The sequence below is a fragment of the Entomohabitans teleogrylli genome (assembly GCF_001484765.1).
GTDB lineage: Bacteria > Pseudomonadota > Gammaproteobacteria > Enterobacterales > Enterobacteriaceae > Entomohabitans > Entomohabitans teleogrylli.
This window is the reverse complement of record NZ_KQ947376.1, coordinates 517,994-540,779: the sequence shown is the minus strand read 5'-3', so window position 1 is coordinate 540,779 and position 22,786 is coordinate 517,994. Positions and strand designations below refer to the sequence as shown.

The 22,786-nt window shown below is 55.6% G+C and carries 16 protein-coding genes and 1 other annotated feature; of the genes, 9 read left to right on the top strand and 7 right to left on the bottom strand.

Features of this window, described 5'->3' with window-relative positions; all coding sequences use genetic code 11:
• Positions 1-9: 9 nt before the first annotated feature.
• The 4 genes from AQ981_RS02500 to trpB form a co-directional block, all read right to left on the bottom strand.
• Entirely contained in the window at positions 10-801 is a 792-nt protein-coding gene (locus AQ981_RS02500; protein WP_058910160.1) for a class I fructose-bisphosphate aldolase, read from the bottom strand.
• A gap of 533 nt (positions 802-1,334) precedes the next feature.
• Entirely contained in the window at positions 1,335-1,907 is a 573-nt protein-coding gene (locus AQ981_RS02495) for a DUF1349 domain-containing protein (RefSeq protein ID WP_058910159.1), read from the bottom strand.
• Positions 1,908-2,186: 279 nt separating this feature from the next.
• Positions 2,187-2,996: a tryptophan synthase subunit alpha gene (trpA, locus tag AQ981_RS02490; RefSeq protein WP_058910158.1), complete on the bottom strand. Its 810-nt coding sequence runs from the start codon at positions 2,994-2,996 to the stop codon at positions 2,187-2,189.
• Entirely contained in the window at positions 2,996-4,189 is a 1,194-nt protein-coding gene (trpB, locus tag AQ981_RS02485) for a tryptophan synthase subunit beta (RefSeq protein WP_058910157.1), read from the bottom strand. Before trpB ends, trpA begins: the two co-directional genes overlap by 1 nt.
• A 150-nt stretch (positions 4,190-4,339) precedes the next feature.
• Positions 4,340-4,434 (bottom strand) — a sequence feature (Trp leader region).
• Positions 4,435-4,734: 300 nt separating this feature from the next.
• Between trpB and AQ981_RS02480 the strand changes: the two genes are divergently transcribed.
• The 3 genes from AQ981_RS02480 to AQ981_RS02470 all read left to right on the top strand — a co-directional run bounded on the left by AQ981_RS02480 (position 4,735) and on the right by AQ981_RS02470 (position 7,577).
• The gene (locus tag AQ981_RS02480) at positions 4,735-5,298 is read left to right on the top strand and encodes a DUF2975 domain-containing protein (RefSeq protein ID WP_058910156.1); all 564 of its coding nucleotides are present in this window, start codon (positions 4,735-4,737) and stop codon (positions 5,296-5,298) included.
• A gap of 12 nt (positions 5,299-5,310) precedes the next feature.
• The gene (locus AQ981_RS02475; RefSeq protein ID WP_058910155.1) at positions 5,311-5,538 is read left to right on the top strand and encodes a helix-turn-helix domain-containing protein; all 228 of its coding nucleotides are present in this window, start codon (positions 5,311-5,313) and stop codon (positions 5,536-5,538) included.
• 716 nt (positions 5,539-6,254) lie between these two features.
• Positions 6,255-7,577 (top strand): retropepsin-like aspartic protease, encoded by a 1,323-nt coding sequence (locus AQ981_RS02470; RefSeq protein ID WP_058910154.1) that lies wholly within the window; start codon positions 6,255-6,257, stop codon positions 7,575-7,577.
• A gap of 95 nt (positions 7,578-7,672) precedes the next feature.
• Here the strand turns inward: AQ981_RS02470 and AQ981_RS02465 are convergent, their stop codons facing one another.
• Positions 7,673-10,621: an autotransporter outer membrane beta-barrel domain-containing protein gene (locus AQ981_RS02465; protein ID WP_058910153.1), complete on the bottom strand. Its 2,949-nt coding sequence runs from the start codon at positions 10,619-10,621 to the stop codon at positions 7,673-7,675.
• A gap of 432 nt (positions 10,622-11,053) precedes the next feature.
• On the opposite strand from AQ981_RS02465, the gene AQ981_RS02460 reads away from it, so the two are divergent.
• Complete coding sequence (locus AQ981_RS02460; RefSeq protein ID WP_058910152.1) at positions 11,054-11,602, top strand: helix-turn-helix domain-containing protein; 549 nt, start codon at positions 11,054-11,056, stop codon at positions 11,600-11,602.
• A 263-nt stretch (positions 11,603-11,865) separates the two neighbouring features.
• The gene (locus tag AQ981_RS02455) at positions 11,866-13,830 is read left to right on the top strand and encodes a peptidase U32 family protein (protein WP_058910151.1); all 1,965 of its coding nucleotides are present in this window, start codon (positions 11,866-11,868) and stop codon (positions 13,828-13,830) included.
• A gap of 36 nt (positions 13,831-13,866) precedes the next feature.
• On the opposite strand, the gene AQ981_RS02450 is transcribed toward AQ981_RS02455, so the two are convergent.
• Together AQ981_RS02450 and pdxK are read right to left on the bottom strand one after the other, a co-directional pair.
• On the bottom strand, positions 13,867-14,196 hold the full coding sequence (locus tag AQ981_RS02450) for an SMR family transporter (protein WP_058910329.1): 330 nt from the start codon (positions 14,194-14,196) through the stop codon (positions 13,867-13,869).
• A 54-nt stretch (positions 14,197-14,250) separates the two neighbouring features.
• Positions 14,251-15,102, bottom strand: a complete 852-nt coding sequence (pdxK, locus tag AQ981_RS02445) for a pyridoxine/pyridoxal/pyridoxamine kinase (protein ID WP_058910150.1) — start codon at positions 15,100-15,102, stop codon at positions 14,251-14,253.
• 156 nt (positions 15,103-15,258) lie between these two features.
• Between pdxK and ptsJ the strand changes: the two genes are divergently transcribed.
• The 4 genes from ptsJ (at position 15,259) to AQ981_RS02425 (ending at position 22,785) form a co-directional block, all read left to right on the top strand.
• Positions 15,259-16,566 carry a MocR-like B6 salvage transcription factor PtsJ gene (gene ptsJ / locus AQ981_RS02440; RefSeq protein ID WP_058910149.1) on the top strand — a complete coding sequence of 436 codons (1,308 nt, stop codon included), beginning with the start codon at positions 15,259-15,261 and terminating at the stop codon, positions 16,564-16,566.
• A gap of 356 nt (positions 16,567-16,922) precedes the next feature.
• Positions 16,923-19,145 carry a cyclic di-3',5'-guanylate-activated glycosyltransferase NfrB gene (gene nfrB / locus AQ981_RS02435; protein ID WP_058910148.1) on the top strand — a complete coding sequence of 741 codons (2,223 nt, stop codon included), beginning with the start codon at positions 16,923-16,925 and terminating at the stop codon, positions 19,143-19,145.
• Positions 19,142-21,910: an NfrA family protein gene (locus AQ981_RS02430; RefSeq protein ID WP_058910147.1), complete on the top strand. Its 2,769-nt coding sequence runs from the start codon at positions 19,142-19,144 to the stop codon at positions 21,908-21,910. The genes nfrB and AQ981_RS02430 overlap by 4 nt, the downstream gene beginning before the upstream one ends.
• Positions 21,910-22,785 carry a DUF4434 domain-containing protein gene (locus AQ981_RS02425; protein WP_058910146.1) on the top strand — a complete coding sequence of 292 codons (876 nt, stop codon included), beginning with the start codon at positions 21,910-21,912 and terminating at the stop codon, positions 22,783-22,785. The genes AQ981_RS02430 and AQ981_RS02425 overlap by 1 nt, the downstream gene beginning before the upstream one ends.
• The last annotated feature ends 1 nt before the right edge of the window (position 22,786 follow it).

Sequence of the window (22,786 nt, the reverse complement as noted above, 5' to 3'; positions counted from 1 at the left end):
TATCCGATGTTATTTTGCCATGTAGAGGCTGTATGCATCTTCCGCGGTTGCGTTTTCGTGGATGATGGCATTCAGACCAGCGACTACTTTTGCGGGCTGTGAGTCCTGGGTAATGTTGCGACCCACGGCCACCCCTTTTGCTCCTACCTGCATACAGTGGTGAACAAATCTAAAGTATCCGTCAATACCGGTTTTGGGACCGCCAAGTGCCAGCACCGGCACGCCGGCGGCTTCAACGATCAGCCGGTCTTCTGCGCTACCGGTGAAGCGCGTTTTGATAACATCCGCGCCCAGTTCCACGGCGGCGCGGGCCGAGGCAGCAATGATGGCCGGGTTGTTTGAGTCATCGCTGGTGACGGGATAACCGTACGGGAGAGATTCAACAATCAGTGGCACATTCCAGCAATCCGCCGCCTGTGCCAGTTGCATCGCCATCAGGTGCGTTTTTTCTTCGTTGAAGGCGCCAGGAAAGGTCATACAAACCACGCCTTCCGCCGCGACTTTTAATGCATCTTCAACGGAAAAAACCGGAGTTGTGTCGGGAACGGTATTATCAAAAATACTCACCGTACTATCGACACGCAATACGACAGGAACGCTGTTTAACACTTCACGGAAGTTTTTTAACATGCCATATGTCACCAGCGCACAATCCAGGCCGCGTTCAACCAGAGCGGGAAGCTGGTTTAGCGTATTATCAATACCATTTGTTTTTGTCGAAAAATAGTAGCCATCCAGCGCTAACGTAACGGATTTACCATCTTTTGCGAAAATCCTGGAGAGACGACGTTCTTTAGACATATTTTTACTCCTCAGATAGAAAAAACAAAAAAGCCCTCAGAGACATAAATCTCTGAGGGCTTTCTGATCAAGTACCCTTTACGATAATGGTTCGGAAATCCAAAGCACTATCAATTAAATTGTTTAGCAAAGTGAGAGGGGTTTAAATTTTGTTTAATTTAAATCCACCCTCTTGCTGATTTAAATTACTACCATGTTCGCTATCTTTCTGTCCAGCCGGCACTTTAAAAATGAGATATTCATCACATCGATATTTTATTTTTTAACATAAATTTTATGTCGGAATAAAAAATAATCATTTGAAAAATAGTGATTAATGATGTGGTTGGGCGATGATCATTGAAAACACCGTTTCGCTCCCGCACGTGAATAGCAAGTCATCATACAGATATTGCAGAGCACATGTTCCCCGTCGGGTAAGAGGTGATATACCGCCTGTCGCAGACCTGGATATCCGCCGGTTTCGTCATTGATAGATCAGCGCTGACGCCTGGGCTGGCGCCGCGCCATATAAAACGGGCCGCCGCTGCCAGTCAGCTCAGATCGTGCAGGGCTTTATCCACAGGGGGAGAAAGCCTGATATCAAGAAACTCTACGGCTAATCCCTGGCGTTCAGGCGTACAGCACATCACGCCAATTTTCGCCGGCCCGGGTGGAAAATAACATAAGCGGAGCAACGGCCAGTGTTGGCCATCTGACGAGTACTGTAACCTTAAAGCATCACCTTTGCGTGTCAGTCGCAGCCAGAACTTACCAGGGTTGCCCGTAAAGATGCCGGTTGCCCAGTCTGAATTTTGTAGCGTAAGTACGCTGCCAATGGCTGGTGCGCCATCATTGAATTCAATACCCGCCTTGAGCCAGTGCTGCTCATCTGACATAAACATCAGTCCAGCCTGGTCATAGAGCGTATTGAATTGCGCGCATATCTTCACCTGAAAGGTAAAATCGTCGGCCACGTGAGTGGCGTAGATATGCCCGGAGAAACGGTCAAACCCGTACCAGGTATTACGCCAGAAGTCCGTGTTGCTATCTGTTATGACAGACAATTTGCCATCTGCGTTATGCCATTCAGCCGGTTCGTTTATCCAGTGAAATGCCTGATGCATCAACCCTCCTGTTTGCCCTGAATGCCTGGTGTGAATACTGCCGGGGTATTTACTGCATGATATCGGATGTAGCCCTTTTTCTTATCGCACTTTACCCGATGAAGCGCTACCCGTTCAGGGTGATTTCTCTTCGGGCGGGCGACGAGCGTGCCGTCATCTTCATTATCAGCCGCCTGTCAGCCGTTCCCGGGGATCATGGCGTTAAACACTCAAGGCCGGGCAGGGGGAGAGCGGTTTCGGTTAGCCGCCAGACCGTCTGTTCAGGCGGCTAATTGCTGACTATCCGCGACGGGTTGCCGCTTTCATACTCATCACAAATGCCTGCAGTTCAGCCAGCATGGCGTCATCATTACCCGAATGCTTCTCAATGATTTTCACGATGGCCGAACCTGAGATGGCGCCAGCTGCGCCTGCTTTAAGCGCCTCTGTCACCTGGCCGGGTTGCGATATCCCAAATCCCTGCAGCGCTGGTGCTGCCTGGTATTCTGCCAGTTTCTCCACCAGGTGGTGTAACGATTTTGTCCCCTGTTGCTCAGTACCTGTGACTCCGGCACGGGAAAGCAGGTAGGTATAGCCCCGGCCGTGACGGGCTAACTGCCGGAGTAACTCATCTCCGGCGTTCGGGGGACAGATAAAAATTGGCGCAATCTGGTGGCGTATCGCCGCCTGACGGAACAGCGCCGATTCTTCGAAGGGGACATCTGCCACCAGAACCGAATCCACGCCGGCGCGTTGGCACCCGGCATAAAACTCATCAATACCCTTGTTGAATACCAGATTCGCATAGGTAAGCAGGCCGATCGGAATGGCTGGATGTTTGTGGCGAATGGCGGCCAGCATATCAAAGCAAATTGTCGGCGTGACCTCTGCGGCGAAGGCCCGCAGTACCGCGCTCTGGATAGCGGGGCCATCGGCCAGCGGATCAGAAAATGGGATCCCCAACTCCAGGGCGTCGGCACCTGCTTCGATCAGGGTATCGATAATACGCAGTGACTGCGCTGGAGTCGGATCGCCTAACATCACGAAGGGAACGAATGCGCCTTCTTCCCGGGTTTTAAGCGTTGCAAACAGGGTATTATAACGTTCCATCAGATTTCTCCTTGCGCCTTCAGAATATCGTGTACGGTGAAAATATCTTTGTCTCCGCGGCCGGAAAGATTGACCACCAGCAGTTGCTCTTTATCGGGATTTTCCCGCATCATTTTCAGGGCGTAAGCCAGGGCATGGGAGGACTCCAGAGCCGGAATAATGCCTTCTTCCCGACTCAGGGTTTTAAAAGCATGCAGCGCTTCATCATCGGTGACGGAGACATAGTTTGCGCGCCCGGTACTGTTCAGCCAGGCGTGCTGTGGGCCGACAGAGGGAAAATCCAGACCGGCGGAAATTGAGCAGGATTCAATAATTTGTCCTTCATCGGTTTGCATCATCGGCGATTTCATACCGAAATAAATGCCGACACGGCCGTGCTTTAGCGGGGCGCCATGCTTACCGGTTTCAATGCCGTGGCCTGCCGGTTCAACCCCTGTCAGCCCAACGTCTGTCTCAGCGATAAAGTCGGCAAACATGCCTATCGCATTAGATCCCCCACCCACGCAGGCGATAACAGCATCCGGCAGACGACCCTCCTGCTCCAGAATCTGCATACGGGTCTCTTCTCCGATCATGCGCTGGAATTCGCGGACAATGGTCGGAAAAGGATGTGGGCCGGCGGCCGTCCCCAGCATGAAGTGAGCGGTTTCATAACTCCCGGACCAGTCCCGGAGCGCCTCGTTTGACGCGTCCTTGAGGGTAGCGGAGCCGCTGTGTACCGGGATCACTTGCGCGCCCATCAGACGCATGCGAAAGACATTCGGCGACTGACGCTCAATGTCTTTCGCTCCCATATAAATGCGACATTTCAGTCCCAGCAAAGCGCTGGCGAGGGCGGACGCCACGCCATGTTGTCCGGCTCCGGTTTCGGCAATGATCTCGGTTTTACCCATGCGTCTGGCCAGTAATGCCTGGCCCAGCACCTGATTGGTTTTGTGTGCCCCGCCGTGTAGTAAATCTTCCCGTTTGAGATACAGGGTAGTGCGGGTACCTCTGGTGAGGTTACGGCACCGGGTCAGCGCCGTTGGGCGACCCGCGTAGTTTTTCAACAGGTCGCTAAACTCAGCCTGAAACGCCGGGTCTTGCTGTGCTTTGACGAAGGCTTCTTCCAGTTGAAGCAGGGCGGGCATGAGAATTTGCGGGACATACATACCGCCAAATTCGCCAAAGCGGGGGTTGAGTAACGTACTCATTATTGCTCCTTAATGTCTGCACAGTGCCCGATCAACCGGGGCCAGGTTCCCGGTCCGGACTCTGCACGTGAAATGAAATCAGTGACTGCGCAGCGCCTCCAGGCGGCGTTTAACGCGGTGAAACTTTTCGCGCACTGCAAAAATTTGGGCAAAAAAAAGCCCGCTCACTGGCGGGCCGGGTATCGGTATGCAAACTGCAGACGTGACGATACTGCCCGTTAACGGGAAGTACGCCACCAGTCATGCTGAGTCATCATTGAGAATGTCATTGTCCGATACCTGTTTTAATCAAATGCCGTACCAGTAAACTAGTGCGGTGAGTGGGTGTCAACCGTTTTTTATAACGCCAGAGGTGCCTGGCAGCGTTTGAGGATGTTGTTACCATATGATTTTACTCGAGTTTTTATAAATAAAAACAATGAAAAACATAAGGTTATGTCGCGAGTAAGATTTTAAAATTAAAATAAAACGATAACTTATTATTGTATTACTTTAATTGTGTGTATTATATACCGCATACATTGAAGCTGAAACGCAGAGGTTTTATGTCTCCGGATGCACTTGCACAGTTCTACCAGCGGATGGTGACTGCCACCATGTTGCTTATCGTGGCGGTTATCCTGCTGGATTCGCTGGCCCTGTTTTTGCCCTCGCTGTCATTTATCGGGGAAATCTCCGCTGTGCAGCTTTCTCTCTCTGACAGGGTGCTATCGACACTTAATATCAGCCTGGCGGAGTTTCCCTTATGGCAGGTTGCGGGCCAGGGGTTGATTAATTTTCTGGTGCTGGTGCCTCTTTGTTACTGCCTGTACCAGGTCAGGGCATTATTCCGGGTTTATGCCCGCCGGGACTATTTCTCCTCCAGCGCGGCGCAGCATATGAGAAAAGCCGGCGTATCGCTGGCGACATGGACAGTGATGACGATTATCTCTGTCCCACTGCAGAGCTACTGGCTAACCGTGACCAGACCGCCAGCCGGGCGTGAAATTCTGTTCTTTTTTGAACTCCATTCTGTTGCCTGGCTTTTTATCTCTGCCTGTATTATTGCCGTGGCAAAAATACTTGAGAAAGCCTGCATCATAAATGAAGAAAATAAACTTTTCCTGTGATGCGAGGTATTTATGGCAATCGTAGTTAAGCTCGATATATTACTGGCAGCCAGGAAAGTGAAATCCAAAGCGCTGGCAGAGGCTATCGGTATCACCGAGCAAAACCTGTCCTTAATCAAACAGGGTAAAATTAAAGGAATTCGTTTTTCCACGCTCGATGCATTATGCAAATATCTTGATTGCCAACCCGGCGACCTGTTTACTTATTTACCGGTAAAGGATAGTGATGAGAATGACTGAGTGCGCTTTTCCTGAAAATGGCAATTTGCTCTCTTAACCGAACGTGTTTTTTCCGGTGCGCGACTTTTCTCTTTATTTGTCGCTATGTGTTTATTAGCCATGAAAAACGCTATGCGCCGGGCTGGTTATTTATATTACCATCGTTACGGCTGTGTCTTTGGCGGCTTGTGGCGGAGATAAAACCACAAGCCGCCACCGGATAATAAAATACCGCCATCCCACGGCAGCAAAAAAGCGTCAGCGCGGTCCGCATACAGCAACGGCATACCAAAAACGGACCGGCAGCCCTGACCTTAACCGGGAGAATTTGCCCCGGAAGCGAGGCTGATGTTCCGCGGGTTATACCGCCAGCCAGCGGCGGGGCATGGCTGGTATGTGGTTACCAGGATTATAAAGTTATTGTCCGGTAGCAATGCCTGCCAGTTCTATGGGTAGTCCTGAACAGCTATCACCTGGCGATAGCGTTTATTATGGGTGGAATAACCGGGGCGGTGATACGCGGCTTTTCCGTCCTGCTGGAATATGAACACCCCTACATCATTAAATTTTCCGAATGGAATTACTCTCAAATAACAGGAGGTTCCGCTATGTTTCACCGATTAATGATATTGCTGCTGCTCTTTTTCTGTATATGTCTTTTTGCTACGACTCATGAAAATACGGATATAGCACAGTCAGCGTCTGCGGATAGGGTATTCCCAAAGGTGAGAGGGGAGTTGCACCGCGGAGACTATAAGCAGTTTATTGATGAAAAGCGCCAGCGTCTCCAGGAAGAGCCTCAAAATTCCGCCCTGCGCCTGGATCTTGCCAGAGATGAACTCCTGAGCGGAAATATTGAAGAGGCCAGGGCGAATCTGCGTTTATTACTGTCTGACCCACAGACAGAATCGGAAGCCACCTGGCAGACCGGTCTTATCCATTATCTGTATGGGGAATATGCCACTGCTGAGAAATATTTTTCTGCGCTGAAGCAAGCCGCGCCCCACTATCTGAAAAGCAAAATTGGTCTGTTATATGTCTATTATCAGACGGGACAGTATGCCAGAGCTCGTTATCTTTTCACCGATGAGCAAAGAGCTTCTCTGTCACAGAGTAACGATGCGCTGGTATCACTTATGCACGCCTATGGTGAGGATAAGCCTTACCGAACAGAGTGGTATGCCGAAAAGGCGGTACTTCCCTTTATCTCGATGAATCATCTGCCGATCGTTTCTGTCAGGGTCAACGGGTATCCCATCAATGTCTTTATTGATACCGGAGCTGATTTGTTTGTCCTCAAATCTGACATGGCGACGAAACTCGGGCTTAAGCCGCTGGCCAGCTTCACCGGTACTTATGCCGGCGGAAAGACCGCGGAAATCGGTTACTCCCGTCTGCAGGCGCTGAATTTGGGGGATGTGACTTTGCATGACGTGCCGGTTGATATTGCCGAGTTCCCGGATTCATGGGTTTTCACGGACGAAACGACGGGAGAAAAAATTGAGGTGAATGGCATTTTATCCACCGGGGTGTTCCGCCAGTTCCTTACCACTCTGGATTACCCGCAGCGTCAGCTGATCCTCAATAAACGCCAGGGGGAACGTAAAAGCGCCGCCGGGATTACGCATTCCGCAGCGACCAGTATCCCTTTCATTCTCGACGGCACGCATTTTTTAATTGTCAGAGGGGAAATCAACGGCAAAGCAGGGATGACTTTTTTCCTCGATTCCGGGCTGGATGATCCGCAAGCGTCAATACTGCTGCAGCAAGGGGCGCTGGATTATGCCGGGATCCGTCTGGACCGTCAGCAGTCATACATCCCGGATAACAGTAAAGGTGGGTTGGGAGGAGGAGGGTTTGAGATAACCCGGCTGAAAATTGACAGCGTCGCGCTGGGGCCGTTAAAGCAGAGGGATTTGACCGGTCTGTACGGTGTGCTGCCAGAAGTGCTCTATTATACCGATTCCGGGATACTGCTTGATGGTTTTATCAGTCATCAGTTTCTAAAACACTATAAATGGACCTTAGATTTTGACGCGATGATGATGATGTTTGAATAGTATGAACGGTCATCATCGGTTGTCTAATTTTATACTGGCCCGGGGGGTATCCCATTTCATGAACCCCGGGGGAGATAAACGCCCCCGGGCGAAGGTTAAAAGCTGAAGCGATAGCCGGCGTTGATTTGACGCTGATTAAAGCGATGTCCGGTAGAACTTTCCGCGTCCAGATACAGGGAATGTTGCTGCTCAATCTGGATAGTGGCGCCAATAACGTTATTCCACCAGCCGCCGCGGTTGCTGGTATTTTCCTCAGAACCATTGAGACGGTAGTTCACCCTGCCATCCAGCTCGGTCAGATAACCGGTTTTCAGATAGACATTGAGGGGCATCCGATCGGTTAGCTGGTAGCCGATAACGGCGCTGACGCGGCCAAGCGTGGAGTTAAAACTGTCGGTATCGACGCGCAATCCGTTACTGGCATTGACATTCATACCCTCCTGCCAGCTCAGGCTGAGCTGCGTCTGCGGTTCAAGATAAAAACCGCTGGACGCGTCGCTGAGCCAGAAACGCTTACCGGCCTCAAGTGAAAGCGCGATTCCATCGCTGGAATCTTTACCGCCTACGCGCTGGCTACTGCTGTCACTGACGCTGAACGCATTACGCATATGGGAATATTTGACCAGCGCATCAAGATATAAACCGTCAGTATGCAGATAACTGGCGTACAGCCCGGCGCTCTGGCTGCTCAGACTGCCGTCACCGCCGTTTTTCTGGTAATCCTGGCTGGAGTTGGCCGCGCCGAACATAGCGCCGAGATACAGATCGCCTTCCAGAACATCCAGCCGCCAGTCGCCGCCAATCTGAAAACCGTGGTAATTCATATTCAGGCCGGAGAGTTTGCCCTGCGCGAAACTGTCGAAGCGCCCGTCAAAACCGCGCGCCCAGACATCTGCCTGTTTCTTGTCGGCGCGTAATTCCCCCATACGTTGCATCAGCGTCTGGGTTTCTGCGTAGTTCATCAGATAGTTGCTGTTGATGAAGTTCGCCGCCGCGTCAGCCACAGCGGAAAGAGGCGCATTGCCGTTGCCGCCGCTACCTGAATTACCACCGCCGTTGCCGCCAGAGCCGCCGCCCCCTGAATTACCGCCGCCATTGCCGCCGGAGCCTCCGCCGCCTGAATTACCGCCGCCGGAACCGCTGTTATTTGCGGCGGCGGCTAATTGCCAGTTTTTACCATTATCTTCCTGGCGGAGCTCATAGCTATATCCGCCCATATCCACGCTGGTGGATGAAAGCGTATAGCGGCTATTTCCATCGCTGGTCTCCACCATCGTGAGGGTTTCTTTGCCGGTTGTCTGCTGGCTGCCGTCGCTGAATACCGTGAGGATATGATCGCCGCTACTGGTTCCGTTAACGATCAATTTGTCGCCGCTCTGATTTTGCATATTGGCGCGCATCACGAAGTTACCGTTACCACTCAGGCTGTTGTTAATGGTAAGCGTTCTGAAACTACGGGCGGCGACCGGATTGGCCGGATCGGTTTCAAACGATACCTGACCATCATTTTGCAGCATTTGCAGCATGGAGTCGTCGGTCAGATACCACTTACCGCTGCTGTCAGTGATCACCGAACCATTACTGGCGGCGCCAGTCCAGATAGAATGGCTATTCAATGTCAGGCGGGCGCTGCTCAGCATGTCGACATACAGGTCGCCAGTCAGCTCGCTGGCGTTTTGCGCTATGAGGTTGATTTCGCTGCCGATAGTACCATCCAACCCGGAGGCGGTTTTTTTGGGGTACAGCGTCGCATTGATCAGATGACCATTATCTGCGCTAACGTTGACATGATCCAGGGTGGCGTTGATGGTGGCGCCTTGGGCCCGGAACGCGTCGCCGGCGGTGCTTTTAATCGTGCCGCCGGATTGATTAATCGTTACGCTGGCGGCACGGTCAGTGGATTTATGCTGGCCAAGCGCGTATACCGCGCTGGCATTAGCGCCGTGGACAATAATACTGCTCGCGGCCTCACTGGTGTTGTTGATCAGGATTTGTCCGCCGTCATTAACCATCACGCCGTGGGCGGACTGGCCACGGGTTTCTATCTGGTGACCGTTGCCATGCAGGGCGATCCGCGGGCTGGCATTTGCCGAGGTAACTTGCGTTGCGCCATCCGCCACAATACCCGCCGCGTTATCACCGCTGGTGCGTATCGTCTGCCCGTCGCCATAGAGGGTGATTTCGCCGTTGACGCTTGCCCGGATACCGGCAGCGTCACTGCCGGAGGTAGCAATGGTGATTTTTCCCTGGTTGTTGGCATCGCCAACAATAATTCGCGATACGCCGTGTGATGTTGAACCGGTCAGCAGGCCAGCCGAATTATTTCCGCTGGTGGTTATCTGGTTATGGGTGCCGCTCAGCGTCACTATGCCGTTTTTGGTGTCGGAATTGCCGGTGGCCGGTACCAGATTCCACACCTGAATCGCATTCGCCGCATCGCCATGGGTGATAATCTGCACATCCCTGGCGCTGACAGTGGTATCCCTGCTGCCTCTGGCGCCGGTCTGAATCCGGATACCATGGCCTTCCGGTAATTGAGCGCCCGCGGCGCTGGTGATGATGGTCGCTCCACTGCCAAGGTTAACCTGGCCGCCATTTTTGGCTTCAACTCCGATAGCCGCTACGCCGTGGCTGCCTGTCGCCGTGGAGATAATCGACAACATTCCGGTATTACCGACGGTAAAGTCGCCCTGATTTATCTGTAATCCGTATGTATTTCGCTGGCCCTGGAGATCGACATTCAATTTATCATTGACCATGATTGCCGAACCGTTGCCGATAACTTCGACGGCATGATCGGTGGGGTTGGTGGTGGACGCGGTGGTTTCATGGTTCAGAATAAGCTGTCCGCCGTTAGTGACCCGAATCGCCGGAGCGACGGACGTACTGGAATAGTGTGCGGTTCCGCTACTGGTCTGGGAGCCGCCATTAATATTGAGCGCCGCAGCGTGGGCGGCAGTATTACCGATTAGCGTTAGTGAAATCGCGATAGCCAGACGTGTTGGTGAAGGAAGCGCCAGACAGAGATTTTTATTTTCTCTCATACTCGTTAGTCCTTTGAGTAAAAAATGTGACAATACAGAATACTGTTACATGTCCAGTTAATATTATTGAATGCCTGTAAATAATATGTTTTTTATGAGATAAAATAAATAATAATCAATAGGTTGTAATTATTTTGAGAGAGAATTATTTATTATTCATAAAATAAATATAACTTTTTGATTATTATTTTTATCAATGAATTATTTTGTTGTTTTGAATGTCGCTCTGGATGATTTCATTCGCTGGATTTATGTGCGTCATTATTTATTTATTAAGTTTGATCTTAATCGGCGGAAATAACCGTTATGGCGCTGATAGCAGAAATCTCCGGAAAAGAAATATGACCGACAGGAAAAAGAAATATTCTGCCTCAGGAGCGAGTACTGTTATGCTCTGTGTCGTGAACGTGCTGATATGCTAAGGAATACGACGTGGATATTGCCCATTATCTGGCGCAAACCCTCAGGAGCCTGCGGGCGGCCCGGGGCTGGAGCCTGTCGCATACGGCAGAGGTGACCGGCGTGTCGAAGGCGATGCTTGGGCAGATTGAGCGTAATGAGTCCAGCCCCACGGTGGCGACACTATGGAAGATTGCCACCGGGTTTAATGTGCCGTTTTCTCTGTTTATCGAACCGCCGGCGTCCGGCGCCACAAGGCCGGTATTCGATCCTCAACAGCGGCAGATGGTCGTGGTGCCGCTGTTTCCCTATGATGAGCAACTGAAGTTTGATCTGTTCGCGATTACCCTGGCGCCGGGAGGGTGCAGTACATCCACGCCTCATGAGCGTGGAGTGGTGGAACATGTGGTGGTGATTGACGGGCGGCTGGATATGCAGACTGGCGCGCAGTGGCATACGCTGCAGGCCGGGGAAGGGCTGCGTTTTGCCGGCGATGAGCGCCATACCTACCGTAACAGTAGCGATGCCGATGTGCTGTTCCACTCCCTGATCCACTATGCGCTTCAGGGGGTTAGTGAGTGAAGAAAAACGCCGGTTACCCGGCGTAAATAACCACTAATAACAACATAAACAACCACAATCCGGTGAGGTGGTTCGTCTGAGCGGGAACCTCGGTTACCATAACCTGCGCCGCAGTACAGACAAATGCCAATTGCGCACAACCTTAGCCGGCCACTGGTAAAGCGCCGGCGTTCGCTGAGGAAATCCCGACTGCGGGGCTTTCTGAATCCGCGTCTTGTGACTACAATAGCGGCCTTTCGATATCAGTCCGGATAACAACGCTTATGCGCCTGCACGCAAACCACCTTGAGCTACTCAGCCCGGCTCGCGACGCCACCATTGCCCGCGAAGCAATCCTGCACGGCGCGGATGCCGTCTATATCGGCGGACCGGGATTCGGCGCCCGTCATAATGCGGGCAACAGCCTGCGCGATATTGCGGAGCTGGTGCCGTTTGCCCATCGTTACGGCGCTAAAGTTTTTGTCACCCTGAACACGATTCTCCATGACAATGAGTTGGAGCCGGCCCGCCGTCAGATAGACGATTTATACCAGGCGGGGGTGGATGCGCTGATTGTCCAGGATATGGGGATTCTGGAACTGGATATCCCGCCCATTGAGTTGCACGCCAGCACCCAGTGCGATATTCGCAGCGTGGAGAAAGCGCGTTTTCTGGCTGAGGTCGGATTCTCGCAAATCGTTCTTGCCCGGGAGCTGAATCTCCAGCAGATCCGCGCTATTCACGATAATACGGACGCCACGATTGAATTCTTTATCCACGGCGCGCTGTGCGTCGCCTATTCCGGGCAGTGCTATATCTCCCATGCCCAGACCGGGCGCAGCGCTAACCGCGGCGACTGCTCCCAGGCCTGCCGTTTGCCATACACCCTGAAAGACGATCAGGGGCGGGTGGTGGCCTATGAAAAACATCTGCTGTCGATGAAAGACAACGATCAAAGCGCCAATCTGGCGGCGTTGATCGATGCCGGGGTGCGCTCTTTTAAAATTGAAGGGCGCTATAAGGATATGAGCTATGTGAAGAACATCACCGCTTATTACCGCCAGTTACTCGATCAGATTATTGACCAGCGCGGCGACTTGCAGCGCGCTTCGGCCGGGCATACGCAGCATTTCTTTATTCCGTCGCCGGATAAAACCTTCCACCGTGGCAGCACCGACTATTTCGTGAATGAGCGCAAAGGCGATATCGGCGCTTTCGATTCGCCGAAGTTTATCGGCCTGCCGGTGGGCGAAGTCCTGAAAGTAGGGCGCGACTATCTGGATGTAGCAGTCACCGGGCCGCTGGCTAACGGCGATGGTCTGAATGTGCTCATCAAGCGTGAGGTGGTGGGATTCCGGGTCAACACCGTGGAACAAACCGCGCCGGGGCAGTATCGCGTGTGGCCCAACGAGCAGCCGGAGGCATTGAAAAACCTGCGCCCGCACCATCCGCTGAACCGCAATCTGGACCATAACTGGCAGCAGGCGCTGCTAAAAACCTCCAGCGAGCGGCGCATCGCGGTGGATCTGGCGCTGAGCGGTTGGCAGGAGCAGTTAATTCTGACGGCGACCAGCGAAGATGGCGCGTCGGTGACCCATACTCTGGACGGGCAGTTCGACCTGGCGAATAATCCGCAAAAAGCGCTGGACGGCTTGCGCGACGGGCTGGGGAAACTGGGACAGACTATCTATTATGCGCGCAATATTGAGGTGAATTTGCCCGGGGCGCTATTTGTACCCAACAGCCTGCTGAATCAACTGCGCCGCGAGACAATAGAACAACTGGAGCAGGCGCGAATGGCGGGTTACCAGCGGGCGCTGCGCAAACCGGTCAGCGATCCGCCGCCGCTGTACCCGGAAACCCATTTAACTTTCCTCGCCAATGTCTATAACCAGAAAGCGCGCGATTTCTACCAGCGCTACGGCGTTCAGCTTATTGATGCCGCCTATGAGGCGCATGAAGAAAAGGGCGACGTACCGGTAATGATCACCAAACATTGCCTGCGCTTTGCATTTAATCTGTGTCCGAAACAGGCGAAAGGGGTTCAGGGCGTCAAAGGCCGCGCCACGCCCATGCAACTGGTGCATCAGGATGAAGTATTGACCCTGAAATTTGACTGTAAACCCTGCGAAATGCACGTTATTGGCAAGATTAAAAATCATATCCTGAAGATGCCGCTACCGGGCAGCGTGGTGGCCGCCATCAGCCCGGAAGAGCTACTGAAAACGCTTCCGAAACGGGCAAAATAACTTTACCCGGGCGCCAGCGCAGGCTGGCGCCGCCGTTCAGTGCGCCACGCTGCGTGAAAACAGGTTAATGACCAGCACTCCCAGCACAATCAATCCCATACCGAGTATCGCCGGCCAGTCGAGCTTCTGATCGAGAAACAGCCAGCTCACCAGGCCAATCAGGACGATTCCCGCCCCGGACCAGATGGCATAAATCACCCCGGTGGGCATGGTGCGCATCGGAAAGGTCAGGCACCAGAATGCCAGAGCATAGAACACCACGGTCGCGACCCCTGGCGCCAGACGGGTAAAACCGTCCGATAATTTCAGGCAGGTGGTGGCGATCACTTCGCAGATGATAGCCAGACACAGCAGGGCGTAGTTCATGCCATTCTCCCAAAAAACCATCATGTACTCCCGCGGGGCGCGGGAGAAAGCGCATCAACGCGGTGGCAGACACAGCTCTTTACTGCCGCTGCGCCAGGTGCAGAGGATCGCCTCCTCTACGCGCTGGCAGGATCCCCGCACCGCTTCCGACAGCGGTAGCCCACTCAGCAAAGCGGCGGTCAGTTCGGCGCTGAACAGATCGCCGGTCCCTTTGGGCGATACCGGTAGCTTATTATGGGTGACGATGGTGGCGTCGTCGCGGGTCACGCACACCGCCTGGATCCGATCGCCCGCCAGGGCGTCCGGCGCCGCGGAGGTGACCACAACCCACTGCAGATTCCCGTTGAGTAAACCGCGCGCGGCGTCGATGGTGTCGCTCAGGCTGGTCAGCGGCGCGCCGTGCAGGCAGCTCAGTTCAAAACTGTTGGGGGTGATGCCGGTGGCGAAATGCACCAGCGCATGGCGGTAGGCCTCCGCCAGCGCCGGAGGCACGTAAAATCCGCTGTCGGTGTCGCCCAGCACCGGATCGATGACGATCAGCGCCTGCGGATTTATCTGCCGTACCCGGGTCAGCCAGGCGCTGAGGATATCGACGCGATCCAGGGCGCCCAGATAGCCGGTGACGATCGCCCGGGTCTGTTGCACGACGTCACGTTCCACCAGCGCGTGGAGGAACCCCTCAAACCACTCGCCGGGAAGCGGTCCGCCGTAGCAGGTAGCGTAATGCGGCGTGTTACTAAGAATGACCGTGGGAACCGCAGTGACGCGCAAATCGTGGCGCTGTAGCGCCGGTACGGCGATGCTGTTGCCGACACTCCCGAACACCACCTGTGACTGGACCGATATCACGTCGCACAGCGCGGCTCCCTGAGGATGAAAATCGCTTTCCAGAGCATGATTTTCCATAGCTTGCACTCCCTGAAAACGTCAGGTTCCGGGTACCGTTACAGGGAAATTTCCGGGAAACTGGCGGGATGATGGGTGGCGCCGCGCCTCATAGACAGCGATCGGCTGGCGTCGTAATATGGCCTATGCTAATCAGCGTATTGTCATAGGTCAATCATGATTATTGGTCACACCGCCAGTGAAATTTTCGACTCAATCCGCAGTCTGGTCCGGCGCGGCGAGTTGCTGCCGGGCGCCAGCCTGCCGCCAGTGCGCGCGCTGGCTATGACGCTGGGCGTGAACCGCAATACGGTGGCGGCGGCTTACCGGCGCCTGGTCGGCGCCGGCATTGCCCACAGCCAGGGGCGCGCCGGTACCTTTATCCGCCAGCCGGAAAATCTGGCGGAGCGCGAGGGGAGTCTCAGCGGCTCAGTGCTGATCGATGTGTCCGGTGGTAATCCCGATCCGCAACTGTTGCCCGATTTACGCCACGCGCTGGCGCAGTGTTCGCTGACGCCAGGCCTGTATGGCGAGCCGGTGATCCATCCGCGCCTGGAACGCGCCGCCCGTAACTGGATGAGCGAAGATGTCGAACACCCCTTCAGCCTCAGCCTGAGTCACGGTTCGGTGGATGCCGTCGAACGTCTGCTGGCCAGCTATCTGGTGCCTGGCGATCGGGTCGGGGTTGAAGATCCCTGTTTTCTCAGCAGCATCAATACGCTGCGCCACAATGGCTATCAGCCCTGCGCCATCGCGGTGGATGAACACGGCATGGAGCCGCGGGCGCTCAGGGCAGCGCTGGAAAGCGGTATTGAGGCGGTGATTATTACCCCGCGCGCTCACAATCCCTGTGGGGTGAGTCTGACGCCACAGCGGGCGGCGGCGCTGCGCCGCTGTCTGGCCGGATATCCTCAGGTGATGGTTATTGTCGACGATCACTTTTCGCTGTTATCGACCCATCCGTTTTGTCAGGTGATTGCCCCACAGAGCCAGCGCTGGGCGCTGGTGCGTTCGGTGGCGAAAATTTTCGGTCCTGACCTGCGTCTGGCGTGTATTGCCAGCGATGAGGTGACAGCTCAGCGCCTCGGGCTGCGCCTGGCGCCGGGAACTAACTGGGTCAGCCATCTGATTCAGGAGCTCGCCGGGGTGCTGCTGTCGTCTGCGCAACAGCGAACCCGGCTGGCGCAGGTGCGGGAATGCTATCGCCAGCGGCGTTCACTGCTGGCTGATGCGCTGCGGGAGCGCGGGGTAGCGTTGCAGCATGAGCATGACGGGCTGAATATCTGGATCCCGCTGCCCGGCGGCAGCCAGCGCGCGGTGCTGGAAATGGCGCATCTGGGCTGGTCGGTGCGCGGAGGCGAAGGGTTTGCGGTGGGTAACGCCAGCGATGGACTGCGCGTTACCGTCGCGGCGCTGGACGAGCGACAGATTTTACGGCTGGCCGGTGATCTGGCGCAGGTTCTGTCTCACAACCTCTCCGGGTAGCCGAAAGCGTAACGCGCGATTTTGTGCTATACGAAAAGGAACGCTGGCCGCAGGGGGGCGGTGATTTGCTCCGCAATGGGCGGGGAAATCGGCTTCCGGTCAGCATAAGCGAAGGAATTATCCTAATGGTTGTTACAAATATCGATGTATTCTATATTTCCCAATTAAATAACTGTTAATAAACTTGATTTATGGCGTTTTATTCCTTATTTACGCACTTTTATAAGTAAATCGTATTTGGTATCGGGTCCTTTTGTCATATGATACCAGTAACATTTACCGCTCTCTGGCATCTTCTTTACGCTGTCATTAACGCTTCCTGTCTGATGCAGAATCTCTGAGGCGCACCGCACACTATGGTTTGGTTGATTGATTACTTTACGACGTACCTTTATGTCGTGAAGGTCGTGGCGATTACTCTGGCCATCATGATGTTTATCAGTGGGATAGACGATCTTTTCATTGATATTGTTTTCTGGGTGCGGCGTCTGTGGCGCGCGCTGACGGTGTATCGCAAGAATGAGCGGCTCGACTATCGCGCGCTCTACCAACCGGACGAAAAACCGCTGGCGATTATGGTGCCGGCGTGGAATGAAACCGGGGTTATCGGCAATATGGCGGAACTGGCGGCTTCGACGCTCGATTATGAGAATTACCATATTTTTGTCGGTACCTACCCGAACGATCCGGATACCCAGCGCGATGTCGATGAAGTGTGCGCCCGATTTCCCAACGTGCATAAAGTGGTGTGCGCGAGGCCGGGGCCAACCAGCAAAGCCGACTGCCTGAATAACGTGCTGGATGCCATTTTGCAGTTTGAAAATCAGGCGCGGCTGAATTTTGCCGGGTTTATTCTGCACGATGCCGAAGATGTCATCTCTCCCATGGAACTGCGGCTGTTCAACTATCTGGTAGCGCGTAAGGATCTGATCCAGATCCCGGTCTATCCCTTTGAACGTCCGTGGTACCACTTCACCAGCCTGTCGTATCTCGATGAATTTTCTGAACTGCATGGCAAAGATGTCCCGGTGCGCGAAGCCCTGTCAGGTCAGGTTCCCAGCGCCGGGGTCGGCACTTGCTTCAGCCGCCGCGCGGTGATGGCGCTGCTGGCCGACGGCGACGGGATTGCCTTTGACGTCCAGAGTCTGACAGAGGACTACGACATCGGCTTTCGCCTGCGTCAGAAAGGGATGAGCGAAATATTTTGCCGCTTCCCGGTGCTGGCCGATCCCCATAAAAAGCGTCTTTTCGGCCAGCGGCGCCGTACGGCGGATGTTATTTGCGTGCGCGAATATTTTCCCGATACCTACCAGACGGCGGTGCGCCAGAAGTCACGCTGGATTATCGGCATCGTCTTTCAGGGATTCAAAACCCACCGCTGGACCAGTAGCCCGATACTGAACTACTTTTTATGGCGCGACCGTAAAGGCGCCATCGCTAACTTCCTCAGCTTCACCGCGATGTGTGTCGCGCTACAGCTGATCGCACTGTGGATTTACCAGATGCTGGCCAGCGATCCGTGGCAATTTTTATCGGTGTTCCAGGGTGACATGTGGCTGGTTTTGCTGCTGTGGGGCAATTTAATTCTGATGTGTAACCGCATCGTGCAACGCATGATCTTTGTCACCGGTTACTATGGCATCGGCCAGGGGCTGCTGGTTATTCCACGTCTGTTCTGGGGCAACCTGATTAACTTTATGGCCAACTGGCGGGCTATCCGTCAGGTGATTCAACACGGCGATCCGCGCCGGGTGGCGTGGGATAAAACGACCCATGACTTTCCTTCCGTCGCCGGCCGCAGCCCGGCAATGCGCCCTGTCGGGGAGATCCTCGTCGAACAGGGCGCCATCAGCGCGGAACAGCTTGAGCAGGCGCTGGTCAATCGCGTGCCGGGTCTGAAACTGGGGGGCAGTATGCTGCACCAGGGGATGATTTCCGCGCCTCAACTGGCGCGCGCGCTGGCGGAGCAGGCGCACGTGGCGTCAGAGGACCTTAACAGCCTGCAAATTGATCCTGCGCTGATAGCCCGGGTGCCGGCTAAGGTGGCGCTGCATTACGCCATTCTGCCGCTGCGGGTGGAAGATGATACCCTGGTCTGCGCCAGCGAAAGCGCTATCGACCCGGTCTCTCTGGCGGCGCTGGGCCGCAAAGTCAGTATGCCGGTGCGTTATGTGATTGTGCCGCGCGGTCAGGTGGTTGTCGGGCTGCGCTACTGGTATCTGGAGCAGCGCCAGAACAAGCGCCAGCTGGTCGACGGCGCGGTGCGTTCCGGCATGTTGACGGCGGAACAGGGCGAAAGTATCTGGCAAACCTGGGTCTCCGGGCAGTTGCTGTTTGCCGAGGTGTTGACCAGCCAGTTGCATCTTAATGAAGCGGTACTCAAGGCGCTATTACTGCGCTTTGAGCGCAGCGATTTACAGTTTGGCGAGTTTCTGGTGGCGGAAGGCGTCGTCAACGATGAAGACGTCACCCGAGCGCTGGATCGCCAGAAAGCGTTGCAACCGTGCATGGAAACGTTGCTGCATCAGCACGGTATCTCCAGTTTGCAAATTGCCGCCTTGTCCGGAGGGGTATCATGAATTTTCGTTTTACCCCTGTGGCGCTGGTGCTGGGCTGTTTGCTGGGGGCGACGGCGGGGATCGCGTCCGGTGCAGAACAACAGGAGCGTTATGGGCTCAGCGATTATCAGTATTTTCGGGTTTACCCGTTCCTCGATCGCGGGCAAAAGGCGCTGAAAAACCGTGATGAAAAACAGGCGCTGGAGAATTTTCAGCATGCCCTGCAACTGGCGCCGGACAACAGCGGCCTGACCCTGATCCTCGCCGAAGCATACCGGCAGTTCGGCCATGATGATTCCGCCCGGAAGTTACTGTCCCGCCAGTTGAAAAAAGATCCCAATAACCCGGCGCTGCGCCAGGCATTCGACGTCTTGCCGGAAAAGCTACCGCAGATCCGCAACCGCGCCGATCTCCTGGCGTGGAAAGCGACCTGCGACGCCGTGCGCTGCTGGCAGCAGGTGGCGCGCCAGGCGCTGACCATGGGTGAGCTGGAGGTGGCGAGCCAGATTAGCCAGGAGAATGCGCTGCGCGACAGTGAAGAGGGCCGTGAATTAACCAGCGAGCTGGCGCAGCGGGCTATCGGGCTCAGCAACTGGTCGCTGGCGGATGAAAGTTTTGCGCGTATGGATCGCCGTAAGACACTCAGTGAGGAAGAGTATCAGCAGTGGTTTGCCATTCTGCTGCGTCTGCGCCACGACGACCGGATCCTCGACTTACAGCGTCAGGGCGTGATGAACAGCCCGGATATGCAACTGGCCTATGCGCAGTCGCTGGCGCGGCGCGGCGAGACCCAGCGCTTACGCAGCTACCTGAAACAACGTCAGCCGCGCTTTAATCAGCAGGGCGATGAGTATAACTGGCTGTGGCTGCTGGCGACCCGCAGCGAAAATCCGCCGCAGGCGGTGGCGGATTACGCCCCGCAATTTGCCGCCAATAAAGCGTGGATCCTCAATACCCTGGTGCCCCTGCGTCTGCAACAGCAGGATCGGCGGGGGGCGGAGACGCTGCTGGAAACGTTTCCCGGAGACGAGGGACTGAATCAGCGCCTGGCGCTCAGTCTGGCGGAGGGGAACGGTCGCCAGGCGGCGCAGTATATCCGCCAGTTAAACGCCCGTTCAGCGCTGGACTGGTCGGCGCTGGACAGATACAGCTATCAACTGGTGGTGCTGAAACAACCCGCGCAGGCGCTGGCGCTGTTGATCGACCGCTGGCCGTTCAATGGCGCCGGCGCGCGCCAGAACGCATTAATCGGCCGGACCCTGGAACTGGCGCGCCAGCGGCCGCAGGATTTGACTGCCCGGCAGCGCCAGCGGCTGGCTGAGCCGGGGGGCAGTCCGGCGATCCGCATGATGCAGGCGTCATTGTTCAGCGATGCCGGCTCCTGTCCCACACTACGCACGCTGCTGGGGGATTTTTCCGCCGGATATGACGCCGCCACGTGGTCGCGGCTGGTGGAGTGCTATCGCCCCATCGCGCCAGGCCTGTCATTATTTGCGGCGCAGCAGGCGCAGGCGCGCGACAGCGGCGTCTATTACCAGCGCCAGGCGGCTTACCTGGCCTATGAGGTACAGGACTGGTCACTGGCGGATCGCCTGTGGCGCGAAATGCCGCCGGACACCATGGCTGATGAGGATATCCGCGCTGCGGCCCTCAGCGCCCGTGAAGCGCAGGATGTCAAAGCCCAGGCCCACTGGCAGGAGGTGGCCTGGATGCGCAATCTGGCGGATCCGCTGGCGGGTTACAGCGCCGGACCCGGTCTGGCGGTCCAGGGCGGCGCCCTGTATCAGCGGGGGGATATGGCGGGGGCGGCGCAGCGTTTCCGCCAGGCGCTGGAACAAACGCCTGACGATCCGCAACTGCTGCGCCAGATGATTTATGTCAGCCAGCGGCTGGATAATAAGCCGGATATTAAACGCTACAGCGAGCGGGTGGTGGATGATATCGACAATACGCTGGTCCCCGGCGCCACGCTCAGCGATGAGCAGCGCGACGAGCGGTTTAATCTGCGGCGTATTCACGAAGACAGCGCCCGGCGCTGGACATTCACTTTCGACTCGACCCTGGGTCTGACCCGGGATTCGCGTCAGACCGCCAGCGGGGTGAACAGCAATCCGCAGCCGGGCAGCTATCGCAGTTATGCCCAGGCCGAAGCGGAATATCGTCTTGGGCGTAACCAGATTATCGACGGCGATCTGCTGTCGGTATATACCCGTATGACCGCCGGCAGCGCCGGGCGCAACAATATGGCGCCGGTGTTCGATCCATTACTGGCGGCCGGGATTCGCTGGAAACCGCTGCGCGAGCAGGTCTTTTATCTGGCCGCTGAACAGCAGATACCGCTGGACAAGAATGGCGATGCCGACCTGATGCTGCGCGCCAGCGCGTCGTTCTTCAATGGCGGTCGCTTCAGCGATGACTGGCACCCGCGCGGCCAGGGGTGGTTCGCCCAGAACCTGTATCTGGATGCCGCCCATTATGTGAGGGCCGATAATCAGCTGTATACCGCTGACTACCGGCAGAGCTGGCACCAGAAAATCTCGTCGCACCAGACGCTGGAGCCTTACTGGCATTTGCAGTACAGCGCAACCAGCAATGCGCCAGGCTGGCAGGATTACACCCGGGCCGGTATCGGCGTGCGTTTTAATCACTGGTCAGGGGAAACCGACTACGATGCGTTTGCCCATAAAACCAGTGTCGGCCTGGAGTACCAGCGCACGCTGGATCGTCCGGGAAGTGAAGCCGGAAATCGCAACGGTCTGTTTTTGACTCTGGGGGTACGCTGGTAATGCGCAGGTTATGGGCACTATTACTGTGGGGGCTGGCGCTGTTGTCGCCGCTGGCCCAGGGGATGAACGGCGTTATCTACCAACCCCAGTTGCGCGATATGTCGGTCAGCGACGACCGCTGGCAGAAGATGATGGGCGATCTGCGCCGCGCGGGGATTGATACGCTGGTGATTCAGTGGACACGCTATGGCGATGGTTTTTGGGATGACCCGGCGCGCCAGTGGCTGGCGGATAAAGCGCGTATCGCCCGCGCCGCCGGCCTGCAACTGGTTGTCGGCCTGCACGCCGATCCTGATTTTTTCAACCGCCAGAATCAGCCGCTGCCGGCGCTGGAAAACTACCTGAACCATTTGCGGGCGGTGGATGTGGCGACGGCCAGGCAGTGGCTGCAACTGCTGGGGGCGGCGCAGATCGGCGGCTGGTATATCAGCAGTGAAATCGACGATTTACGCTGGCGCGATGAGCAGGCGCAGCGCCTGGCGCAGCAGTGGCTGTCTGATACCCGGCTGTCGCTGGATGCGCTGGCGGTGAAACCGGTAGCGGTGAGCAGTTTCTTTGCCGGTAATATGTCCCCGCAGGGATACCAGCGACTGGTGAACACCCTGCGCGCCAGCGGCGTCAGCGTCTGGGTTCAGGACGGCGCCGGCAGCGGCAAGCTGACTCCTCAGGAGCGCAATCTGTATCTGGCCGGCCAGGCCGACGGCACCGTCGTGGAGTTGTTCCGCGAAGACCGTTCCCGCTCCGGATTCCACGCCACACCGCTCGATGCGTTGGCCCAGCAGCGGTTGCTCAGTGAGCCGCCCCGGGCCGGGCGCCAGCGACTGTTCTTCTCCCTGCGCTATATGCCGCTGGCGCGCGGAGTGCTGGAATACTGAT

Bases quoted from the DNA above. Each gene is read 5' to 3' on its own strand.
- AQ981_RS02500 (WP_058910160.1), bottom strand. From the start codon at position 801: ATGTCTAAAGAACGTCGTCTCTCCAGGATTTTCGCAAAAGATGGTAAA.
- AQ981_RS02495 (WP_058910159.1), bottom strand. From the start codon at position 1,907: ATGCATCAGGCATTTCACTGGATAAACGAACCGGCTGAATGGCATAAC.
- trpA (WP_058910158.1), bottom strand. From the start codon at position 2,996: ATGGAACGTTATAATACCCTGTTTGCAACGCTTAAAACCCGGGAAGAA.
- trpB (WP_058910157.1), bottom strand. From the start codon at position 4,189: ATGAGTACGTTACTCAACCCCCGCTTTGGCGAATTTGGCGGTATGTAT.
- AQ981_RS02480 (WP_058910156.1), top strand. From the start codon at position 4,735: ATGTCTCCGGATGCACTTGCACAGTTCTACCAGCGGATGGTGACTGCC.
- AQ981_RS02475 (WP_058910155.1), top strand. From the start codon at position 5,311: ATGGCAATCGTAGTTAAGCTCGATATATTACTGGCAGCCAGGAAAGTG.
- AQ981_RS02465 (WP_058910153.1), bottom strand. From the start codon at position 10,621: ATGAGAGAAAATAAAAATCTCTGTCTGGCGCTTCCTTCACCAACACGT.
- AQ981_RS02455 (WP_058910151.1), top strand. From the start codon at position 11,866: ATGCGCCTGCACGCAAACCACCTTGAGCTACTCAGCCCGGCTCGCGAC.
- AQ981_RS02450 (WP_058910329.1), bottom strand. From the start codon at position 14,196: ATGAACTACGCCCTGCTGTGTCTGGCTATCATCTGCGAAGTGATCGCC.
- pdxK (WP_058910150.1), bottom strand. From the start codon at position 15,102: ATGGAAAATCATGCTCTGGAAAGCGATTTTCATCCTCAGGGAGCCGCG.
- ptsJ (WP_058910149.1), top strand. From the start codon at position 15,259: ATGATTATTGGTCACACCGCCAGTGAAATTTTCGACTCAATCCGCAGT.
- nfrB (WP_058910148.1), top strand. From the start codon at position 16,923: ATGGTTTGGTTGATTGATTACTTTACGACGTACCTTTATGTCGTGAAG.
- AQ981_RS02430 (WP_058910147.1), top strand. From the start codon at position 19,142: ATGAATTTTCGTTTTACCCCTGTGGCGCTGGTGCTGGGCTGTTTGCTG.
- AQ981_RS02425 (WP_058910146.1), top strand. From the start codon at position 21,910: ATGCGCAGGTTATGGGCACTATTACTGTGGGGGCTGGCGCTGTTGTCG.